Consider the following 11,144-nt stretch of genomic DNA (forward strand, 5'->3'; position numbering starts at 1 on the left):
AGGGCGAGGTTGTTGCGGAAGTTCAGGGTGTCGGGGTGCTTCTCGCCCAGGATCCGCTCGCAGTCGGTGAGGGTGCGTTCGTAGAGTGGGATCGCCTCCCCGATCCGACCCGCCGCCCGGTAGGCGCCGGCGAGGTTTTTGAGGGAGGTCAGGGTGTACAGGTGGTCGGGCCCTAGGGCCCGCTCGCAGTCGGCGAGAGTCTGTTCGAATAGCGAGATGGCTTCGGGAGTCCGGCCCGCCGATTCGTAGGCACTGCCGAGGGCCATGCGGGAGGTCAGAGCGTTCGGGTGTTCGGGCCCCAGGACCCGCTCGCACTCGGCGAGGGCACGCTCGTAGAGCGAGATCGCCTCCCCGCCCCGACCCGCCGACGGGTCCATCTCAGTAAGGGTGTTTCCGGCGGTTTCTCTCAGTAGGTTCGGGCGTCGGGCCAGCGGTCAGCGAAGGTGATCGCGAACGCGTTGACCGCGGGCTTCCACCGCATCGTCCATCGTGCCCGACCGGCACCGGTCGGGTCGAGCGAACGAGTCACCAGATACAGGCATTTCAGGGCGGCTTGCTCGGTCGGGAAATGCCCTCTGGCCTTGATCGCCCGCCGGTAACGGGCGTTCAACGACTCGATCGCATTCGTCGAGCAGATCACCCGCCTGATCTCGACGTCGTAGTCCAGGAACGGAATGAACTCCTCCCAGGCATTGTTCCAAAGCCGGATGATGGCACCGTATTTCGAGCCCCACCGCTCGGTCAGCTCATCGAGCGCTGCCCGGGCGGCCTCAGCATTCACCGCGGTATAGATCGGTTTCACATCCCGCTTCAACGCGTCCCAGTGCTGGCGGCCGGCCAGCCGGAACGTGTTACGGATCAGATGGATGATGCAGGTCTGGACCGTGGCCAGCGGCCACACATTCCCCACCACCTCAGGCAAGCCTTTCAACCCGTCGCAGACCAGGAAGAACACGTCTTTGACCCCGCGGTTACGGATCTCGGTGAGCACGCTCATCCAGAACTTCGCGCCCTCACCACCGGCCCCGGCCCACAGGCCGAGGATGTCTTTCTCGCCGGTCACGGTCACTCCGATCGCGGCATAGATCGGCCGGTTGGCGACCTGGCCGTCGCGGATCTTCACGACGATGGCGTCGATGAAGATCGCGACATACACCTCGTCCAGCGGCCGGGCCGACCATTCTTGCATCTCCGCGACCACCTTGTCGGTGATCCGCGAGACCGTTTCCTTCGACACCGACGCGCCATAGATCTCGGCGAAATGCGCCGAGATCTCTCCGGTGGTCAACCCTTTCGCATACAGCGACAACACGATCTCATCGACCCCGGTCAAGCGCCGCTGCCGCTTCTTGACGATCTGGGGCTCGAAGCTGCCGTCGCGGTCGCGCGGCACTTCGATCGGGACCGGGCCCGTCGTCTCGGTCAGCACTGTCTTCGACCGGGTCCCGTTCCGGACGTTGCCCGATTCCCGATCCTCGGGCGCCTGATTCGGTTCATACCCCAGGTGCTCGGTCATCTCCTCATTGAGCGCGGTCTCGAGGACTGTCTTGGTGAATTGCTGGAGCAACCCCTCCGGCCCGGTCAGGGACAACCCCTGTTCCTTGGCCATCCGGACCAGCTCCGCCGCTGCCAGCTGCTCGGCCGAAGCCTCGGCCTTCTTCTTCGCCACGGCATCAAGTGTCGTCATCACGGCACCTTCCCGCTGACCATCGGTCAGCGAATCAGGCCGGAAACACCCTTAAATCCACAGTCCCTAGAAGCAGCCGGGAGTGCCGTCTATCTGGGCTGTACTTCAGATAGGGGTTCCGGTAGTAATCGCCGAAAAACCAACGGATATGCCCGTTCGCCCTGGTCGGTGCATCCGGAAAGGAGAGACCGAACGGGTCGTAACGACCTCCCAGCAGTGCTCCCATCAGGAGATCAGGCATATCCGCCCGATTTTCGGCGGATACTACGGCGACCCCGTGTCGATGTGACGGTTCAGCTGGGAGAGTTTCTCGTCGGATAGTCCCTTACCGTCGAGGGCTTCCTGTACCAACGCGAGGTCGGCATCCAGCGCGGCGACCTGGACAGGGTCGAGTGTCTGGTTCGCGGGTGCGCCGGGGGCTACGGCATACGCGAGGTCATCCCATGCACCTCCGCGACGCAGCTTGCCTTCGATCGCATCGCGAATCGTGGTCAGTCGCTGCTGGTGGCCGCTCGTCATGGGGCGGATGCTCCCACAAGCCTCCGACAGGGCCGTGCTTCGGATCGCCTCGACCAGTTCTTCGGCGAGGAACGCGAGTGAGGCCGAGACCTCTGCAGGATCACCTACTTCTTCTTCTGCGCGGCCGGCCATGGCAGATCCGATCGCGTCGGGCCCGGCAGCGAACAGATTCTGGAGGATATCGACCGCCTCGTCGGTCACTTGAGCGCTGACCTCCTCGGCGAGCAGTCTGGAGAAGGCGGGAGCCAGGTCCTCGGGCTCGAAAGCCCTCAAGATCCGGTAGATGTCGTGGGCATCTTTGTCTTTGAGGCGATCGGGGTTTGGATCGTCGATGCGCTCGTGGATCTTGTGGCACTTGGCGACGATCAAGGCCGCAGGTCCAGCGACCTTGGCGCTGATTGCCCTGCCGTCATCTTCCGTCAGCGGTCGAACGACGATCTCGCTGTTGTCGACTATTGCTGCTTCCAGGCCGCGAGCTCGCCGCATCGCCATCTTGTGGTGGGGTGGCTGGTGCACGCTGCGCCTGTTCTTGCCTCCGCCGGCAATGGTCTCGGGGACCATGATGTCCACGGGGATCCCGTCCGGGCTGAGCCAGGCACCGGGCTGGCCTGATGTCGGGTTGAGGACGAAGTTCGCCTTCTCCATGGCTTCGTTGATCGTCGGGTCGCCTCCGAGGTCGCGGGTATCGACTGCGACGTCACTGTCCTTGGTGGCCTCGGCGATGGCAACCTCGACTCCGCCCGTGTGTAGGTAGACCGCTTGGGCGCCGACGACGATCACGACATCCCGGTGCTCGACCAGTGCTTCGAGCGCGTCGAGTAGCACGGTGCGTGTCCGGGCGAGTAGTTCGAACGGGTTGTCAGCGGCGGCGCCAGGATTGTTCATTCGTCCCCATCCAGTTGATCAGCTCTTGCGCTTCCGAAGGCCCTCGCCCCGGCCCGGCCATCAGGTCGGCAGCCACCTGGGTAGGCGCCGCGATTCTGATGTCCTGGAACCCTTTTCCACTTCGGGCGAGGAGAACAGGATAGGCGGGTACGGCGAGCAGCACATTGGCTCCGGTGTCAATGGGGCGCAATCTCCAAGCCTTGGCGGCTCGCTCGGGATCGGTGACGAACACCATCGCTGATCGAGGTGGCGCGTAGGGCTGCCACGTCGCGGCCGCGATTGAGCCCGTCATCGCGTAGTCGGTGACCTCGGAAAGGTGGATGCGTTCCAGGAACGTGGACAGCCCGCGAGGCGCTATCCATCGCGTGATCGTATTGGTGTGCAGGAACTGGTAGTCCTCGCTCCAGCGACGTAGCAGCGCTGCCCAGTCCGGAACCTCCACCTCACCGTTTGCTCGACGGGTGATCAGCGCTTCACGTTGCAGAAAGTCCAGCACTCGATAGGCCGAACCGGTGGCGACTTCCGCGGTTTCGATGAGATGGCGGGTCTTCCACGGCCCCTGGAAATCGAGCAGCGCGCGGACGAGCTTCGCGGCCGGTTCCCCCTTGAGGGCGCCGACAGGACGCCCTGGGCTGCGCCATGGGTCGGTCTCGGCGCCGACCGCGGAGAGGAACAGCGCCGACTCGTCGGCGCGCACCATCATGTTGCCGGTCGCATCCACGTAGGAGATCCCTGATTCTTGAAGGCGTTGCCGCGTCGAAGCAGACAGGTGCCGTGCGAACACGAGGCCGATGCTGCCGGGATGCTGTGAGGTGGCCGCGGTGAGTTGCTCGCGTATCCGTCCGACGTCCTTGGGATAGACGGTGTTCCTGGCTTCGAGGAGTAGAACGAGGACAAGCCCGTTCGGCGCGTACAGCCTGATTTTTGCGTCGTAGCCGGGGTCGCCGGGGCCGGTAGGCGTGTCGCCGACCCAGACGTCCCAGGTCCGCGGTAACCGTTCCCGGATGGCGTTCGCGGCCGCTGCGATCGCCTCTCTCTCGTTCTTCGGCGGCTTAAGCTCCTGACCAGGCATGTTCGGATAATACCCGCATTCCGTGTCACACGGAGAACGGTAATTAAATGTAAGGACGATAGTTTGTATATACTTTTTGATTACTTCCTGATAGTTGCTACTATAGTTTTATGGATAGAAACGAGGACACCGTCGTCGTCTTCACTGGGAAGAGCTTCGACAAGATCCTGCGCGAGGGTGGCTCCCAGGCATGGAAGCTCGACCCCTCGCGGGCCAGGAGGTGCGAATGGCTCGTGTGCACCCAGAACGCTCGCAACTACGAGGACTACGCCGATGGTGTCGCCGACCACGGCAGTGCCTTTCTCATCGGACGGATCTCGCGCATCAGCCCTGCCACCGACCCCGGAGGTGAAGACCGCTGGCTGATCGAGATCGGCGAATACGCCCGCCTCGACCAGCCCGACGTGTGGGGCGGTGAACGCAATCCGGTTCGCTACACCAATCTCGCTGCTCTGGGTATCGACCTGGAGGGGGCAGAGTTCCAGCACCTGGAACGCGCCGCGACCGCCGCGACCGCCGCCGCCGCGACCGCCGCCGGGTCGGGCGGACTCACAATCGCGCAGGCGAAGGCCGGGCTCGCTGCAACCTACGGCGTCAGCGTCGACTCCATCGAGATCGTGATCCGTGGATAGGAGGCAGTCCTAGCCTCGGCCGGTCCGGACGGATAGGCCTTCACGCTGGCCAGAAAAGCCCTCGAGAAGGGTCACTTATCGGCGGCCAGAAATCGAACCCGGGTTCGATGGAACGGGGAAGGCCCCGCCGAGTCGGCGGGGCCTTCCCCATCTCCGGGCATCGTGTGCCGCACGGACAGTGCGTTGCTCTACCGGCTGAGCTACAGGCCCTCGAATGGACCCGATGGGACTCGAACCCGCGACCTCCGCATTGCCGGTCACTGTAGCAGCGGCCACCGACAGCTGGACACAAGTACCGCCGCCATGACTTCCGGCCCCACCCGGCTGCTCGTCGGCCTGCCCGCGTCACGCCATCCGGCCGCGACCCGACGCCGTTAAGGCATCCCAAAAATCTGCGTGGGGACTTCTCTACGGCACTCCATACAACGCCTGCGTTAGAACCTCGGAAAAGAAAAAGATCGTTTAGAGCAGCGACCGATTCGAGCCGGGGCACAGTCCTAATCGCACGCACGCGCTACTTGGAGATTTGTATGCAAAAGTGGGGAGACCCGGTCTCATTCGGTCCCGCCCTGGGGTACGAGACCGATACCGAGCTGGTCGAAGCACTGGCCGCACAGGGATACCCGGAAAACCTGCGCACCGCCCTGGAACATCAACTCTGGCTCTACGGCTGGCGCGTGCTACGGGGAATGGTGCAGGATCTTTCGATCCTGCGCGTCGAGACCGGGTTGCCGTCACTGTCGATCAATACCGACGACTACCGCACCCTCCACGACAGCACCGAGGTCCGCGAAGAACTGGTCCTCGATACCCTTGCCAAGGCCGTTCCCTTCATGATCAACCAGCTCGTGCACGGGAAGTGGGACCCCAGCCGGTCGGCCAGCAGCAACCCCAAGCTGGGCACCTATTTCGTCACCGCCTGCGCGTTCAAGTTCCGAGACGTCTACAAGGCTTGGCATCGACGGCGCGTCGAAGAGATCCGCGTTTTCCTGGCCGCGACCCAGCTGGCAGACCCCTCGATGCAGGCGAGCATCAGCAACCCCGACGACATCACTGCAGCTCGTTCTCAGCTGCGCCACATCCTCAGGGCCGCAACGTTCGAGGAACGCTTGATCTGCGCCGGCCTACTCGCCGACAAGCCCCACACCGATATCGCCGCCGATCTGGGCATCAGCGCCAAAGCGTTGGAAGGGCGACTGTATCGGCTCCGGCAACGCACCTGGGAAGCCCTCGGCGCCGCTCCGATCCGCAAATCGAAGACAAAGCAGACGACGGCATGACGCAGCTGCTGCTCCACGCTCTGCCGGGGTCCAAGTTGGCGGTCGCGGCGGTCGCACTGCTCGCCCTGCTCGCACTGTGCTTGGTCCCGGCGGCCTGGCGGGCGACCTTTGCCAGCGATCAGTCCGCCCGCCGCGACGCCCTCGATGTGATGTGCATCCTTCTACGCTTCCGTCGTGAGAGTTCCGCGGAGTCCTCCGAGCCGTCTCCCTCATCCCACGTTCCCGACGTACCCGCGCAGCCGGCAGTGCAACCGGCAGCCAACGATGAAAGGAGAGCAACACTCAACGAGCGTGCGCCGATCTGAAGCCGCGACGGGATCGGGGCGGGACCTGGGAAGCCAAGGGTAGAGCGCGGTAGTAGGGGCAGGGCGGGCGCCGTCACCCCGCGATATCGAACAAGGCCAGTTCCTGCAGAGCCGCCTCGGCGGCCTCCAGGCGCTGCTCGGCGCGTTCCCGGGACGCACACGTCGGGCCGATCCCGTCGGCTACCGACCGCGGCGACAACAACCATCCCCGGCACCGGCGGCAGTGCGCTACCAGTTTCACCGTGGGCCGATCCTCGGCGACCTCGGCCATATCCATCTCCTCCGGCCGCGACACATACACCCGCGAGGATGACACGGACCTCCGACACCACCACCCCGGGCGGGCCCGCGCATACCGCGACCCGGGTCACCGGCGTCACAGAACCGGACCGGAATAGCCCAACCCGGACCGCGGTTGAACAGGCTGTCGGCGTCCGGACAGCCCCGGGCCGCACCCTTCGTCGCTACGAGCGACCACTCGCCGAGAGGCGCTTGTTGGACGTCGACTTCCCGACCAGAGCGCCGCCAGGTACCCCCGCCTGGTGGCGTTCCGCGTCCTAAGCAGCAGGATGCCCAGTGCATAGCCGCATGGCATATGGCCCCTATGGGCAGTAGAGCCGCTACACGCTGGGGTCGACCCGGACCAGGGCGCCCAGCGGCAGGGAAAAGGGATACCTACCAGCAGCGGAGTCGTCGACCGACTCGATCACCGCCCGACCCTCATCAAGATCGACCTCGCGCACGACGAAGATCGACTCACCGGAGGGCCCGATGCGCACCTTAGCTCGTGTGTTCGCTCGCCGAGCGGCTCGTCAGCCGGGCTGCCGGGTGGCCTGCTCGGCGAGCTGGAGCGCGGCGGCCCGGGTCGCGGCCGCGGCGTTCTGCTCGCCGGTGATGGAGAAGCTGATGATCGCGCCCTCGTGCAGGCTGAGCAGCTGCACGGCGAGCAGATCCGGGTCCGCGGCCCCGGCCGCCGCGGCCAGCTCCCGGAAGAGGTCGCGTAACCAGGTCTTCTCCGCGACGATCACCTGCCGGCCCGGGTGCGCAGGATCGGGCAGTTCGGCGAAGGCATTGATGAACCCGCACCCTCTGCTGTTGCCGGGCAGCCATTCCGGGAGTACGTCGAAGGGCGCCAGTAGTCGCTGGAGAGGGTCGGTCTCGGCGGCGAGGTGGGTGTCGATGCGTGCCCGCCAGCGGCGGTCGCGGTCTTCGAGATAGGTGACGAGCAGGCCGTCCTTGGATCCGAAGCGGTCGTACAGCGTGCGTTTGGTGACGCCGGATTCGGCGGCGATGGTGTCGACGCCGACGGCGTGGATACCGCGCGCGTAGAAGAGCTCGCCGGCGGTGTCCAGGATGCGCCGGGCTCCCGGGGTCAGTTCTTCCCTGCCCACAGTGCCGGTCATATCCACCTCCCTTGCCTTCACAGATCTGTGTATCTATCGTAATGGACAACGGACTTTACAGACCTGTGTAGTGGAGGTCGATATGCGGTGGTTCATGGGTGGCCTGGTGCGCTTCGTTCGCGATTTCGCGCTGGGAGTGCACACGGCCAACGGGATACGGCACGGCGTGACGCGGGAGGGCTCGCGCGAGCCGGTCCCGGCCTCGGCGGAAAACGGCGGGGTATGGATGCCGCGGGGCGGGCCGGTGGCCGCCGGGCGTGCGCCCCGATCGCCCGAGCCCGTCGCCTCCCGGAACTGAGTCACGGGCCGGCCGGTCGAACCCGTTCGGGACTTCGGCTGTCGCGGCGCGGATCGACCGAGCTCGGCGGAACGCCGGCCGGCCCGGCGGCCGGGAACCGATCGCCGAAACCGCCGTCTAGTAGGTCGAAGGCGCGTTCCGCCTCGGCTATTGCCGCCGGGTATCGCTGGGCGACGGTCCGGCCGTGTGCCAGCGCGTGCCAATTGGCCTCGCTGAGGTTGCGTCGGACGGCGATGATCGCAGCTGCTGCCAGCCGCGCGTCCGGATCCTCGGCCGGCCCGAGGGCCCGGGCGAGTGCGGCTTCTCCACTGGTCAGGAACTGCGCCAGGCGAGCGGTCAGGGTCGGCGTCTCCAGTATCAGCCGGTAGCAGGCCAGCACCTCGGGTGCGTCGCACAGGCCGGTGCTGGGCTCGTGCTCGTCCAGGCCGGCGCGGAAGGCGGCTCGCAGGGCGGTGAGGGGGGTCTGTCCGGGTGGCCGGTTCCGCACCGTGCGGGCGGCCTCGTCGACGTGGTCGGCGAATCGGTGTACGACGAGGTCCTCTTTGGAGGGGAAGTACTTGAACAGCGTCCGTTTGGACACTTCCGCGGCGGCCGCGATTTCGGCAACCGGTACGGCGTCGAATCCGTCGGCGAGGAACAGCCGGAGGGCGGTGTCGGAGATGGCGGCGTGGGTGCGCTGTCTCTTGCGCTCGCGCAGTCCGGGTTCCGGAGTCATATCGCAGAGCCTAGCGGAAAGTAAACCAAGGATAAAAGTAAACTTGGTGTACTTTGTCGGCATGCGAATCGGCGTTGCTCTGCCCACCGACTACTACAACCAGCTCGTTCCCGGGGTGAACCCCATCGACTACCTGCTCGACCAGGCCCGCAAACTGGCCGGACTCGGCGTGCCCGCCGTCTGGCTGACCCAGCGGTTCGACTACGACGCACCGGCGGTCGCCGCGCTGATCGGGCGCGAGATCCCGGACATCACGGTCGGGACGGCTGTGGTCCCGATCCACCCACGCCACCCCAATGCGCTGGCCGTGCAGGCGCAAACAGCGCAGGCGGCCGCTCGCGGGCGTTTCGAGCTCGGGCTCGGGTTGTCACTGCCGGAGATCGCCGCCGGCTACGGCAATACCCACCCGCGCATCCGCTACCTCCGCGAATACCTCTCCGTGCTTCGCGAGCTGCTCCGCACCGGCGCGGTCGACCACGTCGGTGAGACGCTGGTGGCCAGATCGCCGACCCGCAGCATGATGCCGACGGTCCACGCGCCGGTGCCCGTGTTGCTGGCCACGTCGGGCCCGTTGACCCTCCGAGTCGCAGCCGAACTCGCCGATGGTGCCCTCCCACTGCTCACCGGCCCCCGTACGCTGGCCGACTTCACGATCCCCACCCTTACTCGGCACGCCGCGGCGGCCGGGCGGCCGGTTCCCCGGGTGATCGGCATGGTGGGCGGCGTAGTCACCGCCGATGTCGCCGGCGCTCGGACTCGCGCGGCGGAGCAGATGGACAGATACGGTCGGATGCCGGTCTATCGCGCGCTGCTGGATCGGGAGAGGGTCTCCGCTCCGGTCGAATTGGCCGTCATCGGCGACGAGCGGACCATGGCCGACGCCGTGGCTCGCTACGCCGCGGCCGGCGCCGACGAGCTGATCGTCGCGCTGACCGCGACGGGTTCGCCGCGTGACGAGGAGCGAACCTGGGCACTGCTCGGCGAATTGAGCAGCCGACCGCGCCGGTCGGAGGGCCGACCGCGGCCGGTGACCGCTGCTGGACACCGCGAGGCGACGCCAGGGGCCGTCTGAGTCGCGGATTCGCGCCCGGCATCGCCCGGCCGATCGGTTCTACTTGTGTGGAACCCCGGTGACCAGGCCACCGTCCACCACGAACTCGCTGCCGGTCGCGTAGGAGGACTCGTCGCTGGCCAGGAAGAGAATGAAGGTGGCGACCTCGGCCGAATCCGCAGGGCGGCCCAGCGGGATCGTCACCAGGTCGTCGGGGATGTTCTCGGTCATCGGGGTGCGGATGAGTCCGGGGTGGACCGAATTGACCCGGATCTTGTGCGGAGCCAGTTCCAGCGCGGCCGATTTCGCCAGTCCGCGCACTCCCCATTTCGACGCCACGTACCCGTGTGCGAACGGCGCGCCGCGCAGGCCCTCGACCGAGGAGACATTGATGATCGACCCGCCCCCGGCGGCGATCATGGGTTCGACGGCAGCGCGCATGCCCAGGAAGGTGCCGACCAGATTGACATCGAGGACGGCGCGGAACTTCTCCAGGGAAAGCTTCTGCAGCGGGGCGCCGTTGACGATCCCGGCATTGTTCACCAGGACATCCAGCTTGCCGAATTGGGTGACGGCCGTCGCGACGGCGGTATCCCACTGCTCGGGCTCGGTGACGTCCAGTGGGACATAACGCGCGGCGGCGCCGATCTCGTCGGCCAGAGCTTTGCCCTCCTCGTGGAGGACATCGCCGATGACAACCTGCGCGCCCTCGGCCACGAGCAGTTTCGCGTGGGCGGCGCCCATGCCCCGCGCGCCGCCACTTATCAGGGCAACTTTGCCGTCTACACGTCCCATGGCGGTGACGCTACCATGAAACTGGAACACGTTCTAGACACTGGTCCAGAGTCGTGCTCGGAGTCGAAATATGGCTGCTGAACAGGTTTTTCGGCGCCGCGATCCCCGTTTCAAGGAGAATCAATGGCCCAACGCGTCGTCCTCATCGGTACCGGTAACGCCGGCCGGATCGCCCTGACCCAGCTCCTCACCGACCGGCGCTTCGAACTCGTCGGGGTATGGGTATCCGACCCGGGCAAAATCGGCATCGACGCCGGGGAGCTGGCCGGGCTGGGCACCCGTACCGGGATCACGGCGGTCGGCGACCTCGACGAGCTGCTCGCCACCCGGCCGGATTGCGCGGTGTACTGCGCCATGGGCGATACCCGCCTGGTCGAGGCGATGGACGATATCCGCCGCATTCTCGCCGCCGGAGTGAACGTGGTGGGCACCGCGCCCGGGCTGCTGATGTATCCGTGGGGGACGCTGCCGTCCAAATTCTTCGCCGAGGTGGAGGCGGCCG

Annotated in this window: 13 protein-coding genes and 1 pseudogene; 5 read left to right on the forward strand and 9 right to left on the reverse strand. The window is 66.1% G+C overall.

What is annotated here, in order from left to right; genetic code table 11:
* The 4 genes from ON38_RS25955 to ON38_RS35155 all read right to left on the reverse strand — a co-directional run.
* Positions 1-377 (reverse strand): tetratricopeptide repeat protein (locus ON38_RS25955; RefSeq protein ID WP_157181899.1); only part of this gene is annotated, 377 nt, incomplete at its 3' end.
* 29 nt (positions 378-406) lie between these two features.
* Positions 407-1,690, reverse strand: coding sequence for an IS256 family transposase (locus tag ON38_RS25960; protein WP_085995488.1), 1,284 nt, complete (start codon positions 1,688-1,690; stop codon positions 407-409).
* A 261-nt stretch (positions 1,691-1,951) separates the two neighbouring features.
* Complete coding sequence (locus ON38_RS25965; protein ID WP_245564205.1) at positions 1,952-3,091, reverse strand: hypothetical protein; 1,140 nt, start codon at positions 3,089-3,091, stop codon at positions 1,952-1,954.
* A complete protein-coding gene (locus ON38_RS35155) occupies positions 3,066-4,163 on the reverse strand; it encodes a type IV toxin-antitoxin system AbiEi family antitoxin (protein ID WP_083873097.1) in 1,098 nt (365 codons plus the stop codon). Before ON38_RS35155 ends, ON38_RS25965 begins: the two co-directional genes overlap by 26 nt.
* 110 nt (positions 4,164-4,273) lie before the next feature.
* Between ON38_RS35155 and ON38_RS25975 the strand changes: the two genes are divergently transcribed.
* From ON38_RS25975 to ON38_RS25985, 3 genes are all read left to right on the forward strand, one after another.
* Positions 4,274-4,795, forward strand: coding sequence for a hypothetical protein (locus tag ON38_RS25975; protein ID WP_039827642.1), 522 nt, complete (start codon positions 4,274-4,276; stop codon positions 4,793-4,795).
* A 530-nt stretch (positions 4,796-5,325) separates the two neighbouring features.
* Complete coding sequence (locus tag ON38_RS25980) at positions 5,326-6,075, forward strand: RNA polymerase sigma factor (protein WP_039827643.1); 750 nt, start codon at positions 5,326-5,328, stop codon at positions 6,073-6,075.
* A complete protein-coding gene (locus ON38_RS25985) occupies positions 6,072-6,380 on the forward strand; it encodes a hypothetical protein (RefSeq protein ID WP_039827644.1) in 309 nt (102 codons plus the stop codon). Before ON38_RS25980 ends, ON38_RS25985 begins: the two co-directional genes overlap by 4 nt.
* A 73-nt stretch (positions 6,381-6,453) precedes the next feature.
* Here ON38_RS25985 and ON38_RS25990 read toward each other — a convergent pair whose 3' ends face one another.
* From ON38_RS25990 to ON38_RS26005, 4 genes are all read right to left on the reverse strand, one after another.
* Positions 6,454-6,651 (reverse strand): DUF6011 domain-containing protein, encoded by a 198-nt coding sequence (locus ON38_RS25990; protein WP_039827650.1) that lies wholly within the window; start codon positions 6,649-6,651, stop codon positions 6,454-6,456.
* A 349-nt stretch (positions 6,652-7,000) separates the two neighbouring features.
* Entirely contained in the window at positions 7,001-7,159 is a 159-nt protein-coding gene (locus ON38_RS36685; RefSeq protein ID WP_169333298.1) for a hypothetical protein, read from the reverse strand.
* A gap of 33 nt (positions 7,160-7,192) precedes the next feature.
* The gene (locus ON38_RS25995; RefSeq protein WP_039827651.1) at positions 7,193-7,783 is read right to left on the reverse strand and encodes a TetR/AcrR family transcriptional regulator; all 591 of its coding nucleotides are present in this window, start codon (positions 7,781-7,783) and stop codon (positions 7,193-7,195) included.
* A gap of 299 nt (positions 7,784-8,082) precedes the next feature.
* Complete coding sequence (locus tag ON38_RS26005; RefSeq protein ID WP_083873098.1) at positions 8,083-8,796, reverse strand: TetR family transcriptional regulator; 714 nt, start codon at positions 8,794-8,796, stop codon at positions 8,083-8,085.
* 61 nt (positions 8,797-8,857) lie between these two features.
* On the opposite strand from ON38_RS26005, the gene ON38_RS26010 reads away from it, so the two are divergent.
* Positions 8,858-9,868 carry a TIGR03564 family F420-dependent LLM class oxidoreductase gene (locus ON38_RS26010; RefSeq protein ID WP_083873099.1) on the forward strand — a complete coding sequence of 337 codons (1,011 nt, stop codon included), beginning with the start codon at positions 8,858-8,860 and terminating at the stop codon, positions 9,866-9,868.
* Positions 9,869-9,907: 39 nt separating this feature from the next.
* Here ON38_RS26010 and ON38_RS26015 read toward each other — a convergent pair whose 3' ends face one another.
* On the reverse strand, positions 9,908-10,642 hold the full coding sequence (locus ON38_RS26015; protein ID WP_039827654.1) for a glucose 1-dehydrogenase: 735 nt from the start codon (positions 10,640-10,642) through the stop codon (positions 9,908-9,910).
* 123 nt (positions 10,643-10,765) lie between these two features.
* Between ON38_RS26015 and ON38_RS26020 the strand changes: the two are divergent.
* Positions 10,766-11,144, forward strand: a pseudogene (locus tag ON38_RS26020) (diacylglycerol kinase); the annotation flags it as partial.

It is taken from the genome of Nocardia testacea NBRC 100365 (assembly GCF_000308775.1).
GTDB lineage: Bacteria > Actinomycetota > Actinomycetes > Mycobacteriales > Mycobacteriaceae > Nocardia > Nocardia testacea.